We start from the raw sequence: 23381 nt of genomic DNA, 5'->3' as shown, positions 1-23381 counted from the left end.
CCGCTGTCAGTCGCTCAGCACATGGGCATGGCCGAGGGTGGTGACATGCACCGCGCTGCCGGCGGGTGGCGCGTGCATGCCGGAGCTGCGCACCAGCAAGGATCGGCCCGGCTCGAATTCACCGGGCAGCAATTCCACGGTCAAAGTGCAGGTGTTGCCACCAAAGTCGCGCTCGGTGACCACGCCGGGACAGCCGAGGGCATCCACCGCTGAGTTACCGACCTGCAATTGCTCGGGTCGCAACATGATCTGCGCCGAGCCGTTTTTGCCCTGATTGTTGACCGGTATCCGCCCCAAGTCGCAATGGGCCCAACCGGCCTCGATTCGCGCCGGCATGACCACGGCGTCGCCGAGAAACAGTGCGGTTTGCTCATCTTCGGGATAGCGGTACAAGTCCATCGGGTGCCCCGACTGCACCAACCGGCCCTGACGCATCACCGCCAATTGATCGGCGAACGACAACGCTTCGCTTTGATCGTGGGTCACCAGAATGGTGGTCACGCCGGCAGCCTCAAGCAATCGCGCAACCATCTTGCGCATGGCTGCGCGCAACCCGGTGTCGAGGGCCGAGAACGGTTCATCCAGCAGCATCAACCGCGGCTGCTGCGCCAGCGCCCGGGCCAGGGCCACCCGTTGTTGCTGGCCGCCGGACAGTTCATGGGGCCAACGCTTGGCCATGTTCGCGTCCAGATTGACGCTGTCCATCAACTCGGCGATGCGTTCCTGCCGGGCCGGGCCTTTGTCCGTCAAACCGAAACCGATGTTGGCGGCCACGGTCATGTGCGGGAACAGCGCGCCGTCCTGGGGCACGTATCCGATCAAACGCTGGTGCGCCGGCACCGAGTGCGTGCTGTCGACCAGGGTCTGGCCGTTGAGCGAGAGGCTGCCGGTGTCGGGAAATTCGAAGCCGGCGATCATCCGCAACAAAGTGGTTTTGCCCGAGCCGGACGGCCCGACGATCACCGTACGGCTGCCGGTGGGCACTGACAGGCTGATGTCTTCCAGGGCGCGCTGAGTGCCGAAGGATTTGTAGATCGAGTTCAGTTCGAGGGCGTTCATCGGCCAGCCGTGCGTTTGGATTGATGATAGAGAAGTCCGGTCAGCGGCAGCGACAGCAAGATCATGATCAGCGCGTAGGGCGCCGCTGCGGCGTAGTCGATTTCGCTGGTCATGGCCCAGAAACCGGTGGCCAGGGTGCGTGTACCGTTGGGGGCCAGTAGCAGGGTGGCGGTCAACTCATTGGTGATCGCCAGAAACACCAGGGCGGCGCCGGCCGCGGCACCCGGTGCGGCCAGGCGCAAAGTGATCAGCCACAGGGCCCGGCCGGGGGAGCGACCGAGGCTGCGGGCCATGTTTTCCAGTTCCACCGGGGCCTGGGCGATGCCGGCGCGCAAGCTCACCAGCGCCCGGGGCAGGAACATCAGCAGATACGCCAGCAACACCGTAATGGTGGTCTGGTAGATCGGCCGGGCGAAGTGAATCGTCACCGTCACCAGGGCCAGGGCGACCACGATGCCGGGCAACGAGCTGGTGATGTAATTGCAGCTTTCCAGCACCCGTTGCACACGACCCGGCGAGCGAATCGACAGCCACGCAATCGGAATCGCGGCGCAGGTGGTCAGGGCGGCGCCAGCGACCCCGAGCAGCAGCGTCTGTTCCAGGGCCGGCAGCAACTCACTCAATTGCCAGACTTCGCTGCCTCCGGCGATCAACCATTTGCCCAGGGTCATCAGCGGAACGCCCAGCGCCAGAAGGCAGGTCACGACTTGCAGGGCGAGGGCGAGCCGGGTGGTGTTGCCATCCAGAAGCACAATCCGCTGCTCCCGGGCACTGCCCGAGCCGACACGGGCGTACCGGGCGCTGCCACGAGCCGCCGATTCGACGGTCAACATGGCCAGGCAACACAGCGCCAGCACCCCGGCCAGCATCTGCGCGGCCGGACCGTTAAAGGTCGATTTGAATTGATCGAAAATCGCCGTGGTAAAGGTGTCGAAACGGATCATCGCGTACAAACCGTACTCGGCCAGTAAATGCAGGCCGACCAGCAATGCGCCGCCGCAAATCGCCAGCCGCAGTTGCGGCAACACCACCCGGAAAAACACCGCCCAGGGTTTGAGCCCGAGGGATTCGGCCACGTCTTCGATGGCTGGATCGAGCCGGCGCAAGGTCGCGGCCACCGGCAGATACAGGAACGGAAAGTAGGCAATCACCGACACCAATACGCCGGCCGGCAACCCATGAATCGACGGCACCAGGCTGACCCACGCGTAACTGTGAACGAATGCCGGCACTGCCAGTGGCGCGGTGGCCAGCAACGACCAGCCACGTCGCCCTGGCAGATTGGTGCGTTCGGTCAGCCAGGCCAGCGCAACGCCCAACGCAATGCACAAGGGCAGGGTGATCGCCACCAGCAATACGGTGTTGACCAGCAATTCGCCGACCCGAGGCCGGAACACCAGTTTCTCGATGGCCGCCCAACCGGTTTGCCAGGATACGCCAATCACAAAGGCAATGGGCAACAGCGCCAGCAGCGACACCAGCACCGACAAACCCATCACCCACGCGCCACCACGGCCCGTAAACAGACCACGGGAGCGTCGCAGCGAGTTCGCGGGGATCGCCGAAGCGACACCCGACGGCAGGGTTTCAGGCATCAATTAGAGCAGTCCGGCCTGAGTCATGAGTTCCACCGCTTTTTTGCTGTCGAGCTTGGAGGCGTCGACGGCCGGTGCATCGAGTTGTGCCAACGGCACCAGTTTCGGGTTGGATTCGGCGTTCTGGCCCACGGCGTACTCGAACGAGTTACCGTTCTTCAAAACCGCCTGGCCGTCCTTGCCCGTCACCCACTTCAGGAAAGCCTGGGCTTGTTCCTTGTGTTTGCTGGACGCCAGGACGCCGCCACCGGAGATGCTGACAAACGCGCCCGGATCCTTGTGCTTGAAGTAGTGCAACGAGGTGTTCTTACTGTTTTCGCCAGTCTTGGCCTGATCGCCAAAGCGGTAGTAGTGGTAGATCACACCGCTGTCGATCTGCCCGGCATTCACGGCTTTAAGCACCGCGCTGTTGCCGCGATACGCCGTGGAATTGGTTTTCATCGCTTTCAGCCAGTCGAGGGTGGCGGCTTCGCCCTTGAGTTCGAGCACGGCGGCGACGATCGCCTGGAAGTCGGCACCGCCCGGCGAAGCGCCCCAGCGACCTTTCCAGTTGGGCGAGGCAAGGTCCAGCAGCGACTTGGGCAGATCAGCTTCAGCCAGTTTGCTCGGGTTGTAGACAAACACCGTGGAGCGCGCGGCGATGCCGACCCATTTGCCGTGAGCCGGACGATAAGGCGCACCAATCTGTTCGAGGGTGGCGGGCGCGACCGGGGCGAACAGTCCGGCGTTATCCACCAACACCATGGCTGGCGAGTTTTCGGTCAGGAACACATCCGCCGGGGAGGCTGCGCCTTCCTGGACAATCTGGTTGCCCATCTCGGTGTCGTCGCCATTGCGCACGGTGACCTTGATCCCGGTTTCCTTGGTGAAACCCTCGATCCAGGATTTGGTCAGGCTTTCGTGTTGCGCGTTGTAGACCACGATGCCGTCGGCGTCGGCGGCGTACACATGCCCGGCGCTGACCAGTGCGGCGGTCAGCAGTGCGGTTTTAAGAAACGAAGGGATACGGGAAGTCATGCGCTGCGCGCTCCAGTTTTTTTTTGATTTTTGCCATCGCCGTCCACAGTGTTGACGAGGAGGGTTCTCAATAACTGTAGATCAATAGGAATCATTTGCATGTTTGAGGCGCGGCGAATGTAGAGCGCGGAATGAGAAAAAAACGTTAAAAAAACCGTTAATTCCTGTCATGGCCGAGAAGGTGATGAGCGCAGAAAAAACCTGTGGGAGCGGGCTTGCTCGCGAAGAGGCCGTCACATCCAACATCCATGTTGACTGACACGACGCTTTCGCGAGCAGGCTCGCTCCCACAGGGGATTATTGGTGTTGGTCAGGACTGGGGGACAAACGCCACGCTTTGGTCCTCCCGCCCATGAAACAGCCGCTCGCCATTAGTCGGCGTTGTGGTGATGACCTGATGGTCGGCGCTCAGGTAGGACAGCGGCAAAGCATCGCCAGTGCGAAATTGCGCCACGATGATGGTGCGTTGCGGGTCCCAGTGTTGGCCGCTGGTGGTGTCCAGCCAGTTCATCAACGCAGCACTGTCACCCGTGCGTGGGAAGTCCTGGTTTTCCTGCACGTAATAGAAGGGCGCACCGCCGGTTTGCAGGTACATCGGCACTTTGTTATCGACTTCGATCATGACCAGGCGCCAGTCCTTGAGGGGCGCACGCTTGCTCGCCTCAAACTTGACCGCCTCACCGAACTGAACCACGCCGCCACCGCCGTTGGTCCACGGATAGAGCACGCCCAGCACCGCGAGCAATAACACGGTGGCCGCGCCGAAACCGATCTTCCAGCCACGACTCACCGGGTTGCGTTGGGTGATCCACCAAGCCCCAAGCAATTGCGCAAATGGCACCAGGGGCAACACGTAGTAACTGCGCCGACTGCCGCTGGCGGTGAAGAACAACATCAACAAACCCAGACCCCAGATCAGCCAGCGGGTATTGGGTTCGACGCCGCGCCAGTGCCGCACGGCGACCCACGCCGCGATGATCCAGCACGGCGCCCAGGGCAGGGTGTAGACCGGCAGGTAAATCAGGTAGGTGTAAATCGGCCCAATGTTGTCGAACGGCTGGAAAAACCGCACGACGTTTTCCCGCAACACCAGGCCCAGGCCACTTTCGCCGTAGGTGGGGGCTCCGTAGAAATGGGACAGGATAAACGGCGTCATGTAGAACGCGCCGGCCATCACCAGCGCCAGACACAACCGCAGATTCAGGTGACGTTTCCAGCGACCGTCCTGCAGCAGATGAGGCAACAGCAGCAAGCCCGGCAGAATGAAGCCGATCAGGCCTTTGAACAGCGACGTCAGCGACAGCAACAGGAAAAACACCAGGTAGCGGCCCAGACGGGTGTCGTCCGGCCCGCGCCAGTACCACCACACTGCCGCGAGTACGCCGCAAACGGTCAGGATGTCGGCCGTGGCCACCCGTGCCCAAAACACGAAGTAGAAGGTGGTCGCCAGCATCCAGCCGGCAATCAGCCCGGTGCCTTTGCGAAACAATTGCTCACCCAGCAGGTACACCAGCCACACGCTCAACCACGCCGAAATCACCGAGGACAGGCGCAGCGACCAGTTTCCCAGGCCGCCGGTCAACCACGCCGTGGCGGTGATCAGCCAATAGGACGGCAACGGCTTGTCGTAATACGGCCCGCCCTTGAGGTACGGATCAAAATAGTCACCGCTCTGGAGCATCTGCAAGGCGATGTTGGCCCAGCGGGTTTCCGCGCCCCAGAGCTCGCGCGAGCCTAAACCCAACAACAACATCAGGGCAGTCGCGCCCAGCAGGAGCCACAGCGCGGCCCTGTCACTTGCGTGGAACTTCATGGAGGGTTTCCCGATTTTAAGTAGCACCGCGTGCCCCTGTGGGAGCGGGCTTGCTCGCGAAGGCGGAGGGTCAGTCACTATTGATGTTGAATGAACAACCGCATTCGCGAGCAAGCCCGCTCCCACAAGGGTTTGGTGTTTAAGGTTTGCTTTGCGGGAAAATCAGAATTTCAAGATTGCCACGCTCATAGCGCTTGCCATCCACCGGCAACAACTCGACTTCCTGGACCTCTTGCACACTGTTGACCCGCATCACCACCCCCACCGAGCCTTTCTTGCGTGCTTCAGTCATCCATTGGCCAACGCTGTCCTTGGTGACTTTGCGCGAATCCATGGCCGGATCGTCCAGACCATATTTCAGCTCGCCAATGGTGTTGAACAGGTCAACCTGGGGTCGCTTCAGGCGCCAGGACAGGGCCGACGCCGCGCCCAGGTCGTTACTGAGCAGCGAGGAGGTCTGGCTCAACGCATCCAGGTGTTCGGCAATGAACTGGTCAGGCATCTTGCTGTTGACGATCGTCGCCGGCATCGCCGCCGGCAGCAGCGCCACCAGTAGCCAGCTGCCCAACGCCGGCGCAGCCCAGAACTGCAAGGGGCGTGAGACTTGCAACGCATTGGCGATGATCCAGCCGGCCAACACGATATAGGCCAGGGAAAGGCTGAACATCTCGGTGTTTTCGAAGATTTCCTTGGTTGCCTGGATGTATATCAAGGCGATCAGGCCAACGCAGCCCAACACTACATTGATGGCACCGTTGAAACGAATGGCCCGGTCTTGCGCCTGATCGATCAGGCCCATCACGGCATGCCCCATCAGCAACGCCAGCGGCAGCAGGCACGGCATGATGTAGGTCGGCAACTTGCCGCTGCTCAGGCTGAAAAAGGTCAGGGGCAACAGCAACCACAACAGCAGGAAACCCAGGGCCGGTTCACGCTTGTTTTTCCAGGCCTGGATAAAGGTCGACGGCAACAACGCTGCCCACGGCAGGCTCGAAACCACCAGCAACGGCAGGTAGAACCACCACGGCCGCGCGTGTTGCGCATCGTCGGCGGCAAACCGGCGAATATGCTCATTCCAGAAGAAAAACCGCCAGAAGTCCGGTTCCTGATGGTGGATGGCAAGCACCCACGGCAGGCTCACCGCCGCTGCGACCACCAGCGCAATCGGTCCATAACGCAGCAGTTCACCCAAGCGTCTCTGCCATAACATGTAGGGCAGGGCGATCAGCACCGGCAACAGCCAGGCGAGGAAACCCTTGGTCATGAAGCCCATGCCGCAAGCCGCACCCAACACGGCCCAGGCTGCGAGTCGCTGTTTACCCGAGGGACTGTCGATGGCAAACCACAACGCCACCAGACTCAAATTGACCCAGAACGTGAACTGCGGATCGAGATTGGCATAACCAGCTTGCCCGGCAATCAGCCCGAAACTCATGTAGAGCAATGCACAGGCACCGCTTTTGCGCGGGTCGTTCCACAGTCGGCGGGCGATCAGGTACGTCAGCCACACGCTCAATCCAGTGCTCAGCGCCGAGGCGATCCGCACGCCGAACAGGTTGTCGCCGAACAGGGCCTGGCCGATGGCGATCATCCAGTAGCCGGCGATGGGTTTCTCGAAATAGCGGATACCCATGAAATGCGGGGCGATCCAGTCGCCGCTCAGGCGCATTTCCTGGGCGATCTGGCCATAGCGGGTTTCGTCGGGGATCCACAAGCCGTGGCTCACCAGCGGCAATAAATAGAACAGCACGAAGGCCAGGAGCAAACCGGGAACGATCCAGCGTTCGACGGCAGTCGTGGCAGGTGCGGGGCGGCGGGACATCTTGCCCGCAGGGTGTTGCAACACGTTGTTGTGGGACGTCATCACTCGACCTTAACGCAGGGACGCTGTGGCTCCAGAGAACTATCAACCTTCCTGACTGAACAGTTCCTGAAGGAATTTAAACCAGACAAGTTTTTTACGAACGCGCGGTAAAGCGCCAAACTAAGCGTTTTAACGTTAGGCAACTAACGGTAGGGGAACATTACTTCAAGGCTTTATCGCTCAACAGCGAATGCCAATCATCGGCATTCAAGATGCCTAGCACTTTAAGTTGTCCATCGGTGCCAATGCTTGCAAACAATGAACTGCTGTATTCACTGGCTTTCGCATGCTTGAAACCGGTCTGGACTTCGAAATCGCTGATGCAACCGCTGTGAGTTACCAGCACTGTGTTGCGATGGGCCACCTTGTGGGCGATCACATCGTCGCGCAGGGTTTTGCCACAACTGGCCAGCCATTCCTGGTTCGTCGCTTCCTTTCCAAACATGTAATGCGCGGTTTGCTCTGTGCGAGTGACCGGGCTGGCGAAGACATCGGTCTGTGCCATGCCCAGGCGCACAAAGCCTTGGCCCACGGCGGAGGCCGACTGGCTGCCGAGTTGAGTGATGCCGTCCGCCGGGCCCAGGCATGGGTTGCTGGAGCGGTCGCAGCGCTCGGCATGACGCACCAACACCACCACGTCGCCGGCGCGCCAGTGCTGGAGCAATTCGGCATGCGTCTGGGCATTCGCACTGCCCAGGTCGGCCGGGGAGCGATGCCAGATGACGAACCCCGTGACCAATGCAGCCACCGTAACCAAGGCTGACACGCCGACAATCCTGGTGAGTCGCGAGGGCATCCATCGTCTGGAGGGTATGGCAGATGACACTGATTCGAACACGGACTTGCCCCTTTGGATAACCCGAAAATTGTGCACAACACCGCCTGACCCGGGAAAATGTCGGCGGTTTTTAAGTTGATTAGTAAAAGTTTCTACAATGCCCAACACACTAAGGGGGAGTGCGTATGAACCCGGTGAAACGGATGTGAAAAATTTGCGGAGAATTGCGCTGCTGCTCACGAAACTGCTTCCTTTTAGTTTCAGTGGGCAGAGCGTAGTTGACTAAGCAGTTGGGAGACGAGGTATTTGAAAACTAATATCAAATACATGAGCAGTATTATTACCAGATGTTGCTGGCGCTCATGTTGGTCGATAACAACCCAACGGCCGTCACGGAGCCATCGGGCTGATGCAGGGAGGGGCTACCGCATTTTCAGGGCGAAGCCGGGCAACCCCGCAGCGCTGCCGCCGCTTGACTGATCACCGCAGCCAGACGTTTGACGTTGTTCTGCTGGGCGGTCACCAAATCCTCGATAGAAGGCCCCGACGGTGTCTGCAAAGTGCTGCGGCAAGTGACCAGCGAGTTATCGCCGGCACCGAGAGGCCGCAAACGCCATTTGACGTCGATCAAGCCGTACTGGCCGGGAATCGAGTCGAAGCGCTGCACATCCACGCGCAACGACACTTTGCGCTGGGGGTTGCTGTTGGACAATTGATCTACCAATGCGCTGCGCAACTCATCCGACAGGCTCGCCCCCCACCAATCCGTTTCGAGAATCGCCAGGCCGCTGTTGCCCTGGCGAATGACTATTTGCGGACGATCAACCTGCGGCGGCACGCTGATGCCTTCTATCTTTATCTCCTCGCCACTGGTCCGGGCAGGTTGTGCCGGGGTGAGGGTGTGGAAGTGAATCGGGTCACTGCGGCACGCCGCGAGCAGCAACAACGCAGCGACCAAGGTGATCTTCGGCGAAAAAGCCATGGATGTTGCTCCTGTGGTCAGTTACGCGGTGGCCCTTGCAGGTCGGCCGGCGCGGCGTTGTCGGGGCGGCCGCGAATCAGCGATTCCGGGTGCCGGCCGAGGTAATCCGAGAGTTCACGCAGGGAACGCGACATGCGTTTGAGTTCGTCCAGGGTCTGGGTCAGTTGTTCGCGCTGCGGCGAGTCTTCGGCCAGGGTCGAACTGGCCGAGTTCAGGGTCTTGCTGACGTCCGCCAAGGTGGTTTGCACGCCGGGCAGGGTCTTGGCGTTGAATTGCGCCAAGCCTTTGCGCAGCTCGACGAGGTTGCTGTCGAGGTTGCCGGCAATCCGTTCCACTGGCAGTTGGTTGATCTTGTTGACCATAGCCTCGAGTTTTTCCTGCAATTGCTCGAGGCTGCCAGGGATGGTCGGAATGCTGACCGGTCGAGCATCGGGATCAAACGCGACTTTTTCGGCTTTCGGGTAGAAATCCAGCGAGATGTACAACTGACCGGTCAACAGGTTGCCGCTGCGGGCCTGGGCGCGCAGACCGTTTTCGATAAAGGTGCCCATCAGGCGCACGCCCGCCGCTTCGTCATTCGGGTCATGCATCAGCGCCTTGACCATTTTGGTGTGGGCCTGACCGAGCCGTTGCGGGTAGATCACGATACCGACGTTGACCGGGAAGCTGCGTTTCTTCTCGTCGAAGTCCAGATTGATCGCCACCACCTTGCCGATTTCCATGCCGAGGAATTCCACCGGCGCATCGACCTTGAGCCCGCGCAGGGCCTGGTCGAAACGCAGGCTCAGGTATTGCGCCTTGCCATTAGGTGGGGCAAGGGCGGTGGTCTGGTCATCGAACAGCTCGAAGGTTTTCTCCTCGGTGGCCGGCTGATCGTTGGGGCTGTATTGCGGGGCGATAAAAGCGATGCCGCCCACCAGCAACGAGGACAGCGATTCAGTTTTTACCGCAAAACCGTTGGCACCAATGTTCAGGTCAATGCCGCTGGCGTTCCAGAACCGAGTGTTTTCGGTGACATAGGCATCATTGGGCGAGTGTACAAAAACTTCGAGATTCACCCCTTTGCCATCGGCATCCAGCGCATAGGCCACCACCTGGCCGACCGGAATCTTGCGGTAGTAGACCGGCGAGCCAATGTCCAGCGAACCCAAATCCTGGGAATGCAGGGTGAAGCGTTTGCCCGGCTCGCCGTAGGTGATGGGCGGCGGATTTTCCAGGCCTTTGAAGTTCTTGGCGCGACCGTCGCCGTGGCCGATATCGGCGCCGATGTAGTCGCCGGACAGCAAGGTATCGATACCCGAAACGCCGCCCGCACCGATGCGCGGGCGCACCACCCAGAATTGCGAGTCTTCGCGGGTGAAGGTTTCGGCTGTTTTGGACAGCTTGATCGTAGCATCGACGCTCCTATGGTCGTTGCTCAATTCCACGTCCGAGACATGGCCGATCACCACGTTGCGATATTTGACTTCAGTCTTGTTGGCGGTCAGGCCATCGCCGGTCTTGAAGGTCACGACAATGGTCGGGCCTTCCTGCATGAGGCTGTGCACCACCAGGGAAATCCCCACCAGCACCGCCACGATCGGCACGATCCAGACCAGCGAAACGCTGAAACGACGAGTCTTGATACTGGCCTGGCCCGGGGCTTGCGGCCCTTCAGTGGCTTGCGACTTCATCCATGTCCTCCTCGTTTTGTGATGGATCCGGCTCTTTATCCCAGATCATCCGGGGATCGAAGCTCATCGCCGCGAGCATGGTGAACACCACCACCAGGCCGAAAAACAGGATGCCCGCGCGCGGTTCGATATCGGCCAGGGCCTGGAACTTGACCAGGGACGCGACCAGCGCGACGACGATCACGTCGAGCATTGACCAGTAGCCGATGACCTCGACGAAGCGGTACAGCTTCGAGCGTTCTTTGCGCGCCCACAGGCTGTCGCGGTGAACGGTCACCAGCAGCAGCGTCAAGGCAACGAATTTGATGCCCGGCACGGCGATGCTGGCGATAAAAATGATCAGGGCAATGTCCCAGGCGCCAGCCTCCCAGAACTCCAGCACGCCGCTCATGATGGTGCTGTCGGCGCCGTTGCCGACCATTTTGGTGTTCATCACCGGCAACAGATTGGCCGGAACGTAAAACGCCAGGGCGGTGAACATGTAGGCCCAGGTCCGCGCCAGGGCGTTGGTCTTGCGCCGATGCAGCGGTGCACCGCAGCGTTCGCATTCATGCGGCTCGTTGGTCATGTCACAGGCCAGGCCGCAGCTGTGACACAGGCACAGGCCGAGTTCGCTGGCGACCGGAGGCGTTGTCATAGGATGTCCCACAGCTCACGGATATCGCGCCCGGCAATACGGATCATCATCAGGCTGAGAATGGCCAGGGCGAACAGACCGATGCCGGGCAGCACATCGAGTAACCCGGCGAGCTTGATCACCGCGACCATCGCGCCCAGCAGACACACTTCCAGCATGCTCCAGGGCCGAAGCGTTTCCAGCCAGCGCATGCAGAACCTGAAACCCGGCGAGCGCCGGCCCTTGAGGGCGAAGCCCAAGACCCAGATCAGCAACAACAACTGGAAGATCGGCGCGATGATCATCGAAATCGCGGCCACCATGGCGATGAACGTGATCGGTCCCAGGCTCAGGGCCAGCACCGAATCCCAGAGCGTGGCGCTGTTTTTCAGGCCTTTGAGGCTGATGCTCATGACCGGGTAGAAATTGGCAAAGATCCACAGCATCAGCGCGGTGAGGGTCAAGGCCAGGCGCTGCTCCATTGTCAGGCCGTTATAGCGCTGGAGCACACCGCCGCAGCGGGTACACAGGGTTTTCTGATGTTTGGCGAGCGTGACTTTTTGATACACGCAGTCGCAGTGCTCGCAGATGATCAACTGGTCAGTCTTGGCCATGGGTCGCATTCGCAAGGAGGCAGAAAAGTCAGAGCACCTCCTCAATATAGAAGTGCCTTGCGATAGAGCAAATTAAAAGGCGGTTCAAGGGCATGCGCTGCCCCCCCTGTAGGAGCAAGGCTTGCCCGCGATGGCGTCCTTGAAATCGCTATCGCGGGCAAGCCTTGCTCCTACAGATTTGGTGTTGTCGTCGGCGGGAGGGGGTTAACCGAGCATCTCGCGCAGGCGATACCAGAACATGCCAAGGGCCAGCAGCGGTGAGCGCAGGGCGCGGCCACCGGGGAAGGTCATGTGCGGCACGGCGCTGAACACGTCGAAACCTTTGCTGTGCCCGGCATGGATCGCTTCACCCAGCAGCTTCGCGCACCAGTGGGTCACGTTCAGGCCATGGCCGGAATAGCCCTGGGCGTAAAACACGTTCGGGTGCTGGCTCAAGCGCCCGACTTGAGGGAAACGGTTGGCCGAGATGCCGATCTTGCCGCCCCATTGATAATCAATGCGCACGTTGGCCAGTTGCGGGAACACCTTGAGCATGGCCGGGCGCATATAGGCCGCGATGTCCGATGGGTCTCGCCCGGAGTAATGGCAGGCGCCGCCGAACAGCAAGCGCCGATCCGCCGAGAGCCGGTAGTAATCGAGGCCGACTTTCTGGTCGCACAAGGCGAGGTTGTGCGGGATCAGTTGCGCGGCGACCTCGGCTGACAACGGTTCGGTGGCGATGATGTAGCTGCCGGCCGGCAGCACTTTGCCGCTGAGTTTCGGTTCCAGTTCTTCCAGATGCGCATTGCAACCCAGCACCACACTGCCGGCGCGGACCGTGCCGCCCGCGCAGCGAACCTGCACGGTGCTGCCATGGATCAATTCCAGCACCGGGCTCTGTTCGAAGATCCGCACCCCAAGGGATTCGGCCAGTCGCGCTTCGCCGAGGACAAGATTGAGCGGATGCAGATGCCCCGAGCCCATGTCGATCAAACCGCCGGCATACACACCCGAATTCACCACCTGCTGACGGATCTGTTCGGGGCCGATCAGCCGGGTTTCATGGGCATATCCGGACTGAATCAAGTCAGCTTGCTCAGCCTTGAACGCCGCAAACTGCGCCGCCGTGTTGGCCAACTCACAGAAACCCCAGCGCAGGTCGCAGTCGATCCCGTGCTCGCGGATGCGATCGCCCACCAGCGCCACGGATTCAACCCCGGCGCGCTCCATGTAACGCACGCCTTCTTGCCCGACATAGCGGGCAAACCCACTGACATCATGGCCGATGCCGCGAATCAACTGCCCACCGTTGCGCCCGCTGGCGCCCCAGCCAATGCGCCGGGCCTCCAGCAGGATCACCGAGAGCCCGCGCTGGGCCAGTTCGATGGCGGTGTTGACCCCGGTAAACCCGCCGCCGATCACGCAGACGTCGGCATCCAGATCCGAAGCCAGCGCGGGGTAGGGCGCCAGCGACTTGGCGGTCGCGGCGTAGTAGGAGCGGGCATGTTCCATTGCACTTACCTGTTTCATTTATTGGACTTCACTTTGCTCCAGGAACGGGTCATCAGACGCATGATCGCCTGGGGCGGGGTGGTCGAAATGTAGAGTTTGTCGAGGACGGCCTGGGAAGGATAGACCTCAGGATTGTTCACCAACGCCTCGTCCATGTATTGCTTGGCCGCCGGGTTCGGGTTGGCGTAACCCACCGAGGCGCTGACCTTGGCGATCACTTGCGGGTCCAGCAGGTAATTAATGAAGGCATGGGCTTCTTTCGGGTTGGCGGCGTCGGCGGGAACGGCCAACAGGTCAAACCACAAGTTGCTGCCTTCCTTCGGAATGGCGTAGGCGATGTTGACGCCGTTCTTGGCTTCCTTGGCGCGGTTGGCGGCCTGGAACACGTCGCCGGAGTAGCCGAAGGCCACGCAGATATCGCCGTTGGCCAGATCGGAAACGTACTTCGACGAGTGGAAATAGGTGATGTACGGGCGGATGCTCAGGAGTTTGGCTTCAGCCTTTTTGAAGTCTTCGGGATTCTCGCTGCGCGGATCCATGCCCATGTAGTTGAGGATCGCCGGGAACACTTCATCCGCCGAGTCCATCATCGATACGCCGCACTGGCTGAGTTTCTTGATGTTCTCCGGCTCGAACAGCACGGCCCAGGAATCGATATGGTCGATGCCCAGCACTTGCTTGACCTTGTCGACGTTGTAGCCGATGCCGTTGGTGCCCCACAGGTACGGCACCGAGTGTGCGTTCTGCGGATCGTTTTTCTCCAGCAGCGCGAGCAGTTTCGGGTCGAGGTTCTTGAAGTTCGGCAGTTGCGAGCGGTCCAGTTTAAGGAACGCGCCGGCCTTCACCTGGCGTGCGAGGAAATGGTTGGACGGCACCACCACGTCATACCCGGTGCGGCCGGCGAGCAGTTTGCCCTCAAGGGTTTCGTTGGAATCGAAGACGTCGTAGATCACCTTGATCCCGGTTTTGCCCTGGAAGTCGGCGAGGGTGGTTTCGCCGATGTAATCGGTCCAGTTGTAGACGCTGACCTGTGGCTGAGCTTGCGCAACGGCGCTGAACAACATCGCCAGCGCGACGGGAACCACGGATTTCAATAGACGCATTCGACACCTCAATGAGTTGTTGGATTTTTAGGCGTTTGCACGTGATCGTTCCCACGCTCTGCGTGGGAATGCAGCCCGGGACGCTCTGCGTCCCATTGGAACGCGGAGCGTCCCTTGAGGCGTTCCCACGCAGAGCGTGGGAACGATCATGACGATCAAGATCAGACGCTGAGCAACAAGAACTCCCGTTCCCAAGAGCTGATCACGCGTTTGAAGTTTTCATGTTCGGCACGCTTCACCGCGACATACCCGCGCACGAATTTGCTGCCCAGGTAACGGCCGACGGTTTCGCATTCTTCCATTTGCGTCAGCGCATCTTCGATGGTGATCGGCAAGCGCAAGTTGCGACGCTCATAGGCACGCCCCTGCACCGCAGCGCTCGGCTCGATCTTCTCGATCATCCCCAAATAGCCGCACAACAGGCTCGCGGCGATCGCCAGGTAGGGGTTGGCGTCGGCGCCGGGCAAACGGTTTTCCACGCGCATGGCCTCGGGTGTTGAGGTCGGCACGCGCAGGCCGACGGTGCGGTTTTCTTCGCCCCACTCGACGTTCACCGGTGCCGAGGTGTCCGGCAGGAAACGGCGGAACGAGTTCACGTTCGGCGCGAACATTGGCAGCACTTTAGGGATGTACTTTTGCAGACCGCCGATGTGGTGCAGGAACAGCTCGCTCATCTTGCCCTCGGCATCCGCGAAGATCGGCTGGCCGGTGGCGATATCGACCACGCTCTGGTGCAGGTGCATGGCGCTGCCCGGCTCATCGCCAATCGGCTTGGCCATGAACGTCGCGGTCACGTTGTGCTTGAGCGCCGCTTCGCGCAGGGTGCGTTTGAACACGGTGATCTGGTCGGCCAGATCGAGGGCATCGCCATGACGGAAGTTGATTTCCATCTGCGCCGGGCCGTCTTCGTGGATCAGCGTGTCGAGGTCCAGGCCCTGGAGTTCACACCAGTCGTAGACGTCTTCGAACAGCGGATCGAATTCGTTGGCGGCGTCAATGGAGAATGACTGCCGACCACTTTCCGCACGACCGGAACGGCCCAGCGGCGCCTTGAGTGGCAAGTCCGGATCTTCGCAACGTTGGGTCAGGTAGAACTCCATTTCCGGCGCGACAATCGGCTTCCAGCCCTTGTCGGTATAGAGCTGCAGGACTTTCTTCAGCACGTTGCGCGGCGACAGCTCGATCGGGTTGCCGAACTTGTCGAAGGTGTCGTGGATCACGATAGCGGTCGGCTCGATCGCCCATGGAATCACGTAGACCGCATCAGCGACCGGGCGGCAGATCATGTCGATGTCGGCCGGGTCGAGCAGGTCGTAGTAGATGTCGTCGTCGACAAAATCCCCGGTTACTGTTTGCAAAAGCACACTTTCCGGCAGGCGCATGCCTCGCTCATTCAGGAACTTGTTAGTCGGTGCAATCTTGCCGCGAGCGATGCCGGTCAAGTCGCTGACCACACACTCGACCTCAGTAATCTTGTGATCTTTCAGCCACGTGAACAGCTGATCGAAAGGGACATTCATAAAGACCTCGTTATTGGTTTTAGTAACGCCGGGGAGGGCGGTCGCATCCGACAGACACTTCCCCTGAAGCGCGTTGACGACTATCTTGGGCGAGCCTTGCGGTTCCATCTATCCACTTTAAGCAGCACCAAAACGCACCAAACGAGTGCGTAAGGTCACCCATGACAGCGTGCAATCCGTTACAAGTCCAAGCGTTCAACACCGCCGATGTCGCCGAGCAAATCCGCGCCACACCGGGTTGGGTGCAGCATTACCAGCAGATGTCGCCGGGGCATTTCGCCGGACTGGTGCGCTATCTGGACCTGCAGGGCGTGGAGATTTACGAAGAACACATGAACACCCGGGTCGAGCAGAATTTCAGTGCGCCGCAAGGCTCGCTGGCGTTCTGTTTCGATCGCAGCGACAACTCGCTGTACGTGTTGAATGGCGAAAGTCGCAACATCTGGATCACCCCGGAGAATTACCAGGAGATCGCCGTGGTGTTCGGGCCCGAGTTCGTCCAGCGCCATGGCTTGAATGTGGCGCGGCTGGAAGGCTTGTTCATGTCGCCGCTCAATTGCCAGCAGAACGCGCTGTTCAGTCGCTGGCTAAGCACAACGCTGACCCAATTGGCGCAGACGTTCGATCCGCCCAGTCGCGAGGCGCTGACCCTGCAACTGCTGGAAGACTGTCTGTACATCCTCGACAACGCTTGCGTGCGCCTGGATCGCGGCGGCCTTCAGAAACGTGCCGAAGAGCGGACGATCATGAAGCGAGTGGGAGAGTGGGCCGCTGATGCGCCGGAAGAAACCCTCAATCTCCTGGAACTGTCCCAGGTCGCGGGAGTTTCGCTTCGTCAGTTGCAGCATGCGTTCAAGGCTTTTACCGGGATAACACCGACCCATTGGTTGCGCCTGCGCCGGCTCAATAGCGCCCACCGTGAACTGCTCAGCCGTACAACCATGGAAACCACGGTTGCCGAAGTGGCGATGCATTGGTCGTTCTGGCACTTGGGGCGGTTTTCCAGCAGTTATTACGCGCTATTTAAAGAGTTGCCGAGCGAAACGCTCAAGCGTGGAAGCAGAGTGTAACTAAGCCGACAATTAGTAATTATCTGTAGGACCTTTCCTGCATATGTAGCTTGATGTTTCCAGGCCGGTCAATTCTTGGAGCTGTTTCTTTGCATATCAAAGACTTAGGGATTTCTCCAGGCATTTCTATTATTTGACGAAGCATCACCCTCATCTAGCTTCTGTTCGTCGCTATCGACATAAATGAACCGAGGCAAACTTATGTCTGTTGTGTTGAAAGATGCAGAAATCAGCAATGATCTTCCCAAAGCCGTACTTCATCTGATCTCGGGTGAATATCCCGGTGTGGCGCGCAGTGCCGGGGTATTTACCAAAGAAGATGTCATCAAGATAAAACAGTATGTAAAGAAGGGCCTGTCGCTACCCAGCGAACTGCCGGAAGTCGAGTCTTACCTGAAATACACCAAACTGGATATTCCCGGGTTGGAGCCCAGTGATATCCAGGTGTTATTCAAGAAAATCCGCATACATGCCGCCAGTTGGGATGCGGTCGAAAACAAGATCATCCAGCAAAGCATCGACTTGAGTTCGGCGGCTAAAAACATTGTCAGCAGTGGTGGAGAGATCATTTCGGTGATCAAGGAAATGCCGATCATGGAGCGGGTCCGGACGACCCTGGGTCAACGAAGCAAAGATGAGCTGGAAGGCATCCGATATACCTCGGATGACGGTGAAGTCGCGTCGGCGGTGGGTGAAATCATCGAGCTGATGAAGGTCGATATCAAACGCCAGCAAGGCGCGACCAAAGAGCTCAAGGATCGTATTTCCAACTTCAAGATCGAGCTGGCCGGTGGCGAGTTGTCGACCGGCAAGCGGGCCTTTGGCTTGCAGTCCGAGGTCAAGGCCAAGTACGACTTGATGGAGCGCAACAGTCTGCTCGAATCCATCGCCAGTTCCAAAGAAACCATCCGTACCAAAAAAGACCGGATCACCCAGCTGGATAAGGATTACGACTATTACGTGGGTATGTCGTTTTCCGGTGGCTTGCCGATTTTCTGGCCGATTTCCGGTTCTATCTTTGGCCCGAAAGCCGAGGCCGCTCGCAAAGAGCGCAACGCGCTGAAGAGCGAAGTTGACGCGCTGGAGCTGTCCGTCAGCGGCAAGGAAGGCTTGCAAAGTGCCATGGAAAGTTCCTTGTCGAACTTCGGCGATATCGGCATTCGCATGGCCGGCGCTGAAGCGGCACTGAATATCCTCAACACCATGTGGCAAACCATCCTGAGCAAGATTGATGCATCCGCCGAACAATTCGGACGGATCAACGATGCCTTGCGCCTGACCTCATTTGTCGCGGAATTCGCGATGGTCATAGACCCGTGGCGCGATGTGAAAAACACCGCTGGAGAGTTGGTGACTGTATTTAATGAAGCCCTGGAAGAATACAAAAAGAACTTCAATTGATTACCCGGCGACCAAAGGATGACTGCCATGACTAATGTGACACCGATCGATAACGCGCTTATTCCCGACATCGACGTTAAAAAAATCATTCAAACCATTCGCGATATTTCGAGGCTGGCCAGTTTCCGACAAGACCGGTCCGACGTATTGCAGGAGAGGGCGCTGCGGGTTTCTGCGTATCTGAACAATCTGGATAAAACCATGCGCGAATCTTTCCCGGTGCTACTGACCGCATTGAACAGCGCCTCAGGGCAAAACTATTTCGATGCCCTTGCAGAGCTGAACGACGCCTTGGCCAGGAATGACCTGACGGCGCTGGATCGGCAAATGGTCAGCGAGGAAGTCTCGAACATCAAACGCAACATTGAGTCGATGCTCGAAAGTGTCGAGGCAAAGTTTACCGATCGTTCGCGGTTTCTCGAGAACGAAGTTCGCAGCTTATATAGAGTCGAAATTGGCGAGCGGGCGGATGAACCACTGAAAGTGGCGAGGGCGCATAAAGCCAGGATCCTGCGGGACTTGAACGACCACACCCTGAGCAAAGCGAAATACTCGGAACAGCGAGACGCGTTGATCAAGGCGCAGGACGTGATTCGCGAGTTCAACCTGGCTGAGATGTATAAGAACTACATCCCTGAAGGCAAAGAACTCGATGGCCTGGACATGGAGAACCCGAAGAAAGAAGCGGTGAAGCAGGGGATTGAACTGGTCAGGAAGGTGCTGGGTGTTGTGTCAGAAGGCATCAAATACAGCGAATTCGCGACTTCACGGAACAATCTGGATAAAGAAATCCAGAGCCTGACTTTATTGATGGAAGGGCTGAACCGGGAGCTTAAAACGGCTGAAGATGCTTTATCCGATATTTGCGCGGTCGTGGAAATTGGCCATCAACGTCGTGTGGTCGGTGAGGAAATCATTACCGTAGCCGGCGTATGGCTGGGGTTTTCGCTGAATCTGGATAGCCTGAAACGCACGGATTACACCCAGGCTGAGTTATCGAGATTCCTGAATCGCTACAAAACCCATCTGGAGGCGCTGAGCGCTGACTACAACAGCATCATGATTCACTGATATAAATGTGCGGTTGATCTACGGATTGACCGCACTTTAATTGACGCTGTGGAGCGCATGGTTTACACAAGCATATATCATAAAATAATAACTACACTAAATGACCGTTTAGTTTAGTTATAATAAATACCTTTATATCAGTGCTCATATGGAAGAAGGACACAGGAAATGCACAGCCGACCCAATGCACTGGAACTGATCAAATTTCTCGGATTGGAAGAACACGTGGAAGGCGGTTATTACCGTAGAACCTATCAATCTGATCGCCACCCAATGGTCGAGACCGAGCGCGGCCAGCGCTACCTGATGACCTCCATTTATTACTTGCTAACCCGGGATTCACCCATTGGTTATTTTCACTTCAACCAATCCGACATCGTGCATTACTACCATCTGGGCGATGCAATTCAGTACAACCTGATTTTCCCGGACGGCACATTAAAAACTGTGGTGATGGGCAGCGATGTTGTTGCGGGTCAGCTTTTACAACTGCATGTGCCCGGTGGCATCTGGAAGGCTTCGCAGATTATCGATGGGCCTGTGGGTTACGGTCTGATCGGTGAAGCGGTTTCGCCAGGGTTTGATTACGCGGATATGGAAATGAGCGACCGCCAGAAACTCACGGCGCAGTTTCCCGAGCATGCGGAACTGATCGAGAAAATGACGCAGGGATAACGTGATGCAGGTAGTCGTGATCGAGAAGTCGTTCAGGCCGTGAGCTCAGCAGCATTTGTGAGTGAAGGGCCTGGCGTTGCCAGGTCACAATCTGTGGGCAACCATGCCAATCCTGAAACATCTTGTTACGTGTAATGTATATTATGTTAAATCATGTATTACCCTAGAGCTGCACACAGGTCCTGATCGCTGCGCTGGAGTCTGCGCACTTCTGAATCCCTGCCCCCGACAGACTCGATTAGTTGCGCAGACAGACATGCCCTCAGATTTGTGAAAGCCCACCGTCAACCATCAGCTCCACGCCGTTGACATAACTGGCGTCAACGGATGCAAGGAAAAGTGCGGACGCCGCTATTTGTTCCGGTTGGGCCATGTAGCCCAGCGGCACGATTTGTCCTACGTGATTTTTGAGTGCTTCGATCTGGCTCTCGTCCATCTTCAGCCCGTTGTCCATTAACGGTGTTCTGGTAAAGCCAGGACTGAGCACGTTCGCGCGCATTTTTCGGCTTTTGAGTTCATTGGCCCAAGTACGTGCAAATGAACGCACCGCAGCCTTTGAAGCATTATAAAGACTCAGACCTTCCATCCCATTGCTGGAGCAAATGGAGGCAGTCAGAACGATTGACGAGCCATCCTTCATTAACGGCAACAGCGTCTGAACAGTGAAAAATACGCCCTTAACGTTAATATCGAACATGTTGTAGTAAGCGCCTTCAGTCGTTTCGCCCACTGGATTTTTTTCGCATATACCGGCATTGGCAAACACCATATCGAGTTGACCATCCCGTCCTTCGACCAATGCCTTAAGCGAATCGAGATCAGTTTGCCGAGCGACATCAGACACCACCGCCACGGCATTTTCGCCCAGTGCGGTAACCGCAGCGTCCAACGTTGCCGCCGAGCGTCCGGTGATATAGACGCGTTTAGCGCCCTCCGCCAACAGTGCTTGGGCAATCGCAAAGCCGATTCCAGTCGAGCCACCCGTGACGACTGCTACTTGGTTGATAAATTTACCGGACATGTTTTGACTCCTGAGTAACGCATTGATGGTTAGTTGAAAATTTGGCACTGGAAGGAGGTTTGCCCATGATTGAAAACACAGACCAATCCTTGTTACCCAGTCCGTCCGCTACGGCCGCTTCCATTCTCGAACGCACCACGCGCGCGGCGGGCAGGCTGACTCCCCTCCCCTCGGCTGCCTGCAACGCAAGGTTCACATCCTTCAAGCCAAGGGAGAGCTTGAAACCTGGTTCGTAGTGATCGGTGACGATGTTTTGCCCATAGCGCTGGTAACTGGGGCAAGCGAACAGGGTCTGGGTGACGACTTCGATAAATGCTGACGCGCCAAGGCCATATTGCTCAGCGAGTAAGCTCGCTTCGGCCAATGATTCGATGGACTGGGCGATCATCATGTTGCCCGCGATTTTTGCGATGCAGGCCTGCACGGGCTGATTGCCCAGCCTCCAGGTCTTTTTACCGAGCACTTCAAACAGTGGCTGAACGCGATCAATCGCGGCTTCAGGTCCGGCCGCCAGAATGTTCAGTTCACCCTTGGCCGCGACAGCAGGTATGCCGAAAACCGGCGCGGCGATGAGCATCAGCCCCGCCTCGTCATGTTCTTTTTGCAACTGCTCCATCAACGCCGGCGACAGCGTCGACATGACGATATGGATGCAGCCTGCACAGGCTGTTTTCAGTGCCGCTGACTCCAGCAATACCTCGTGCACCGCCGTGTCATCGGCGAGCATGCTGATGACCACCGGCTGTTGAAATGCAGTCGCCGCACACGCAAGCACATCGATTTCACTTAACCCGCAGAGCGCGTCGGCACTGCGATTCCATGCACTCACCCGATGGCCCGCCTGAACGAGCAGCGGAATCATGGCTTGCCCCATGCTCCCGACACCTACAAATCCAATATTCATGTAAAGCCCCTCTTCGTAGAGGGATCAAGTGTGCGGGGAGACGGGGTTGCAACGGGAGGCAGCCGCACCGTACAGGCGCAGATGTGCAGCCGCGGATTAGGTGTCGCAGTTTTGCCACGCGCGTTAGGCGACCAATTGTCCAGTCTGAAGTTGGTAGACGTTGGCAATGCACCACCCGGACGTGATATCTGGATGGGGTATCACCACGACATGAGGCACATGGATAGGCTCCGCGCCCTAGCCGATCTCGCGGGAGAAATGATCGGTACTCAGATAACCGGAGAAAGCCCCCCATCAACACGTAAATTGACACCGGTTATGTAGCCAGCAACCGGACTGGACAGAAACGCCACCGCGGCCGCGATTTCGTCCAGACGACCGACTCTGCCGAGAGGAACCTGAGCAAATATCGGCAGGACCAAGCGCTCGATTTCTTCCCATGGCGCATCTTTATTCGTCAGGCCACGTTCTTGCGCAACCTCACGAAACCGAGCCTCAAGGGCGGCACTGTGTATCGTGCCGGGAGAAATGGCGTTGACCGTTATCCCATCTGCGGCCAATGCTTTCGCCATGGAAGCCGTCATTGCGTTCATAGCGGCTTTGGCCGCGGAATAGTCAGGCGCAGTGGGTGGCGGCATCGTTGCAGCAAGGCTGGAGATGTTGATGACGCGTCCCCAACGCGCTTCCTGCATCTTGGGCAGTAAGCGCGTGGTGACCCGCAGGGCTCCGAGCACATTCCGATCATAAGCAGCCGTCCAGGTTTCAGGCCCTGTAGTATTCCAGCTGTCTTTTGTGCCGCCCGAGCCGCCGGCATTATTGACCACGATGTCGATTGGCCCCGCCAGTTGTTGCGCGGTGTCGACCAGTTGCCGGACCTGGTCATCGTCCGTCAGATCACCCACCACCACAAAGGCTCTGCCGCCCAGCGTGATAATGTCGCTGGCCACTCGTTCTGCCTGAGCTCTATCGCGCCCGTGAACGATGACGACTGCCTTCTCAGCAGCGAGTTTTCTGGCAATCGCTTCGCCAATGCCTTTGCTGCTGCCGGTGATCAGCGCGTTCTTACCGCTCAGTTGCAAGTCCATGTACCTACCCCCTATTCACGTATTGCCAA

The 23381-nt window shown here is 58.4% G+C and carries 21 protein-coding genes; 5 read left to right on the top strand and 16 right to left on the bottom strand.

All coding sequences use genetic code 11. The features are described 5' to 3' along the window. Positions 1–6: 6 nt before the first annotated feature. From BK667_RS13190 to BK667_RS13125, 13 genes are all read right to left on the bottom strand, one after another. Positions 7–1059, bottom strand: a complete 1053-nt coding sequence (locus BK667_RS13190) for an ABC transporter ATP-binding protein (protein ID WP_123597857.1) — start codon at positions 1057–1059, stop codon at positions 7–9. After that, positions 1056–2654: an ABC transporter permease gene (locus BK667_RS13185; protein WP_123597856.1), complete on the bottom strand. Its 1599-nt coding sequence runs from the start codon at positions 2652–2654 to the stop codon at positions 1056–1058. Before BK667_RS13185 ends, BK667_RS13190 begins: the two co-directional genes overlap by 4 nt. Before the next feature lie 3 nt (positions 2655–2657). Further along, positions 2658–3671: an iron ABC transporter substrate-binding protein gene (locus BK667_RS13180; protein WP_123597855.1), complete on the bottom strand. Its 1014-nt coding sequence runs from the start codon at positions 3669–3671 to the stop codon at positions 2658–2660. Between the two features lie 310 nt (positions 3672–3981). Further along, a complete protein-coding gene (locus BK667_RS13170; protein WP_123597854.1) occupies positions 3982–5484 on the bottom strand; it encodes an ArnT family glycosyltransferase in 1503 nt (500 codons plus the stop codon). Positions 5485–5623: 139 nt separating this feature from the next. Continuing rightward, on the bottom strand, positions 5624–7348 hold the full coding sequence (arnT, locus tag BK667_RS13165) for a lipid IV(A) 4-amino-4-deoxy-L-arabinosyltransferase (protein ID WP_123597853.1): 1725 nt from the start codon (positions 7346–7348) through the stop codon (positions 5624–5626). Positions 7349–7508: 160 nt separating this feature from the next. Continuing rightward, positions 7509–8144, bottom strand: coding sequence for a lipopolysaccharide core heptose(II)-phosphate phosphatase PmrG (gene pmrG, locus BK667_RS13160; RefSeq protein WP_123597852.1), 636 nt, complete (start codon positions 8142–8144; stop codon positions 7509–7511). Positions 8145–8559: 415 nt separating this feature from the next. After that, positions 8560–9108 carry a PqiC family protein gene (locus BK667_RS13155; protein WP_123597851.1) on the bottom strand — a complete coding sequence of 183 codons (549 nt, stop codon included), beginning with the start codon at positions 9106–9108 and terminating at the stop codon, positions 8560–8562. A gap of 17 nt (positions 9109–9125) precedes the next feature. After that, positions 9126–10781: a PqiB family protein gene (locus BK667_RS13150; RefSeq protein WP_123508300.1), complete on the bottom strand. Its 1656-nt coding sequence runs from the start codon at positions 10779–10781 to the stop codon at positions 9126–9128. After that, positions 10762–11418, bottom strand: coding sequence for a paraquat-inducible protein A (locus BK667_RS13145; protein ID WP_123508301.1), 657 nt, complete (start codon positions 11416–11418; stop codon positions 10762–10764). Before BK667_RS13145 ends, BK667_RS13150 begins: the two co-directional genes overlap by 20 nt. Then, entirely contained in the window at positions 11415–12011 is a 597-nt protein-coding gene (locus BK667_RS13140; RefSeq protein ID WP_123597850.1) for a paraquat-inducible protein A, read from the bottom strand. Before BK667_RS13140 ends, BK667_RS13145 begins: the two co-directional genes overlap by 4 nt. A 204-nt stretch (positions 12012–12215) precedes the next feature. Beyond that, positions 12216–13502, bottom strand: coding sequence for an NAD(P)/FAD-dependent oxidoreductase (locus tag BK667_RS13135; RefSeq protein ID WP_259698024.1), 1287 nt, complete (start codon positions 13500–13502; stop codon positions 12216–12218). 14 nt (positions 13503–13516) lie between these two features. Then, on the bottom strand, positions 13517–14605 hold the full coding sequence (locus BK667_RS13130) for a polyamine ABC transporter substrate-binding protein (protein WP_123508303.1): 1089 nt from the start codon (positions 14603–14605) through the stop codon (positions 13517–13519). A 161-nt stretch (positions 14606–14766) separates the two neighbouring features. Then, positions 14767–16125 (bottom strand): glutamine synthetase family protein, encoded by a 1359-nt coding sequence (locus tag BK667_RS13125; protein ID WP_123508304.1) that lies wholly within the window; start codon positions 16123–16125, stop codon positions 14767–14769. Between the two features lie 161 nt (positions 16126–16286). Here BK667_RS13125 and BK667_RS13120 point away from each other — a divergent pair, with 161 nt between their 5' ends. The 4 genes from BK667_RS13120 (at position 16287) to BK667_RS13105 (ending at position 20342) form a co-directional block, all read left to right on the top strand. Further along, the gene (locus BK667_RS13120) at positions 16287–17195 is read left to right on the top strand and encodes a helix-turn-helix domain-containing protein (RefSeq protein ID WP_123597848.1); all 909 of its coding nucleotides are present in this window, start codon (positions 16287–16289) and stop codon (positions 17193–17195) included. 201 nt (positions 17196–17396) lie between these two features. After that, positions 17397–18596 (top strand): alpha-xenorhabdolysin family binary toxin subunit A, encoded by a 1200-nt coding sequence (locus BK667_RS13115; RefSeq protein ID WP_123597847.1) that lies wholly within the window; start codon positions 17397–17399, stop codon positions 18594–18596. A gap of 27 nt (positions 18597–18623) precedes the next feature. After that, a complete protein-coding gene (locus BK667_RS13110; protein WP_123597846.1) occupies positions 18624–19667 on the top strand; it encodes an alpha-xenorhabdolysin family binary toxin subunit B in 1044 nt (347 codons plus the stop codon). Positions 19668–19835: 168 nt separating this feature from the next. Continuing rightward, positions 19836–20342 carry a cupin domain-containing protein gene (locus tag BK667_RS13105; RefSeq protein ID WP_123597845.1) on the top strand — a complete coding sequence of 169 codons (507 nt, stop codon included), beginning with the start codon at positions 19836–19838 and terminating at the stop codon, positions 20340–20342. Positions 20343–20604: 262 nt separating this feature from the next. Here the strand turns inward: BK667_RS13105 and BK667_RS13100 are convergent, their stop codons facing one another. Together BK667_RS13100 and BK667_RS13095 are read right to left on the bottom strand one after the other, a co-directional pair. After that, complete coding sequence (locus BK667_RS13100) at positions 20605–21363, bottom strand: SDR family NAD(P)-dependent oxidoreductase (protein WP_123597844.1); 759 nt, start codon at positions 21361–21363, stop codon at positions 20605–20607. Then, complete coding sequence (locus BK667_RS13095; RefSeq protein WP_123597843.1) at positions 21353–22267, bottom strand: NAD(P)-dependent oxidoreductase; 915 nt, start codon at positions 22265–22267, stop codon at positions 21353–21355. Before BK667_RS13095 ends, BK667_RS13100 begins: the two co-directional genes overlap by 11 nt. Here BK667_RS13095 and BK667_RS13090 point away from each other — a divergent pair. Beyond that, a complete protein-coding gene (locus BK667_RS13090) occupies positions 22196–22591 on the top strand; it encodes a LysR substrate-binding domain-containing protein (RefSeq protein WP_259698021.1) in 396 nt (131 codons plus the stop codon). The two genes, BK667_RS13095 and BK667_RS13090, sit on opposite strands and share 72 nt — an antisense overlap. Here the strand turns inward: BK667_RS13090 and BK667_RS13085 are convergent. Beyond that, the gene (locus BK667_RS13085; RefSeq protein WP_123597842.1) at positions 22537–23352 is read right to left on the bottom strand and encodes an SDR family NAD(P)-dependent oxidoreductase; all 816 of its coding nucleotides are present in this window, start codon (positions 23350–23352) and stop codon (positions 22537–22539) included. The two genes, BK667_RS13090 and BK667_RS13085, sit on opposite strands and share 55 nt — an antisense overlap. Positions 23353–23381: the final 29 nt, after the last annotated feature.

The organism is Pseudomonas frederiksbergensis (genome assembly GCF_003732705.1).
GTDB classification, from domain to species: domain Bacteria; phylum Pseudomonadota; class Gammaproteobacteria; order Pseudomonadales; family Pseudomonadaceae; genus Aquipseudomonas; species Aquipseudomonas frederiksbergensis_F.
The sequence above is the reverse complement of the archived record's forward strand: the minus strand, read 5'-3'. Positions and strand labels throughout refer to the sequence as shown.

Excerpts from the sequence above, each read along its gene's own strand:
- BK667_RS13105 (WP_123597845.1), top strand. The coding sequence starts at position 19,836 with ATGCACAGCCGACCCAATGCACTGGAACTGATCAAATTTCTCGGATTG.
- BK667_RS13135 (WP_259698024.1), bottom strand. The coding sequence starts at position 13,502 with ATGGAACATGCCCGCTCCTACTACGCCGCGACCGCCAAGTCGCTGGCG.
- BK667_RS13090 (WP_259698021.1), top strand. The coding sequence starts at position 22,196 with ATGGCCCGCCTGAACGAGCAGCGGAATCATGGCTTGCCCCATGCTCCC.
- BK667_RS13115 (WP_123597847.1), top strand. The coding sequence starts at position 17,397 with ATGTCTGTTGTGTTGAAAGATGCAGAAATCAGCAATGATCTTCCCAAA.
- BK667_RS13150 (WP_123508300.1), bottom strand. The coding sequence starts at position 10,781 with ATGAAGTCGCAAGCCACTGAAGGGCCGCAAGCCCCGGGCCAGGCCAGT.
- BK667_RS13155 (WP_123597851.1), bottom strand. The coding sequence starts at position 9,108 with ATGGCTTTTTCGCCGAAGATCACCTTGGTCGCTGCGTTGTTGCTGCTC.
- BK667_RS13125 (WP_123508304.1), bottom strand. The coding sequence starts at position 16,125 with ATGAATGTCCCTTTCGATCAGCTGTTCACGTGGCTGAAAGATCACAAG.
- BK667_RS13100 (WP_123597844.1), bottom strand. The coding sequence starts at position 21,363 with ATGTCCGGTAAATTTATCAACCAAGTAGCAGTCGTCACGGGTGGCTCG.
- arnT (WP_123597853.1), bottom strand. The coding sequence starts at position 7,348 with ATGACGTCCCACAACAACGTGTTGCAACACCCTGCGGGCAAGATGTCC.
- BK667_RS13085 (WP_123597842.1), bottom strand. The coding sequence starts at position 23,352 with ATGGACTTGCAACTGAGCGGTAAGAACGCGCTGATCACCGGCAGCAGC.
- BK667_RS13130 (WP_123508303.1), bottom strand. The coding sequence starts at position 14,605 with ATGCGTCTATTGAAATCCGTGGTTCCCGTCGCGCTGGCGATGTTGTTC.
- BK667_RS13180 (WP_123597855.1), bottom strand. The coding sequence starts at position 3,671 with ATGACTTCCCGTATCCCTTCGTTTCTTAAAACCGCACTGCTGACCGCC.
- pmrG (WP_123597852.1), bottom strand. The coding sequence starts at position 8,144 with ATGCCCTCGCGACTCACCAGGATTGTCGGCGTGTCAGCCTTGGTTACG.
- BK667_RS13095 (WP_123597843.1), bottom strand. The coding sequence starts at position 22,267 with ATGAATATTGGATTTGTAGGTGTCGGGAGCATGGGGCAAGCCATGATT.
- BK667_RS13145 (WP_123508301.1), bottom strand. The coding sequence starts at position 11,418 with ATGACAACGCCTCCGGTCGCCAGCGAACTCGGCCTGTGCCTGTGTCAC.
- BK667_RS13120 (WP_123597848.1), top strand. The coding sequence starts at position 16,287 with ATGACAGCGTGCAATCCGTTACAAGTCCAAGCGTTCAACACCGCCGAT.
- BK667_RS13140 (WP_123597850.1), bottom strand. The coding sequence starts at position 12,011 with ATGGCCAAGACTGACCAGTTGATCATCTGCGAGCACTGCGACTGCGTG.
- BK667_RS13110 (WP_123597846.1), top strand. The coding sequence starts at position 18,624 with ATGACTAATGTGACACCGATCGATAACGCGCTTATTCCCGACATCGAC.
- BK667_RS13190 (WP_123597857.1), bottom strand. The coding sequence starts at position 1,059 with ATGAACGCCCTCGAACTGAACTCGATCTACAAATCCTTCGGCACTCAG.
- BK667_RS13185 (WP_123597856.1), bottom strand. The coding sequence starts at position 2,654 with ATGCCTGAAACCCTGCCGTCGGGTGTCGCTTCGGCGATCCCCGCGAAC.
- BK667_RS13170 (WP_123597854.1), bottom strand. The coding sequence starts at position 5,484 with ATGAAGTTCCACGCAAGTGACAGGGCCGCGCTGTGGCTCCTGCTGGGC.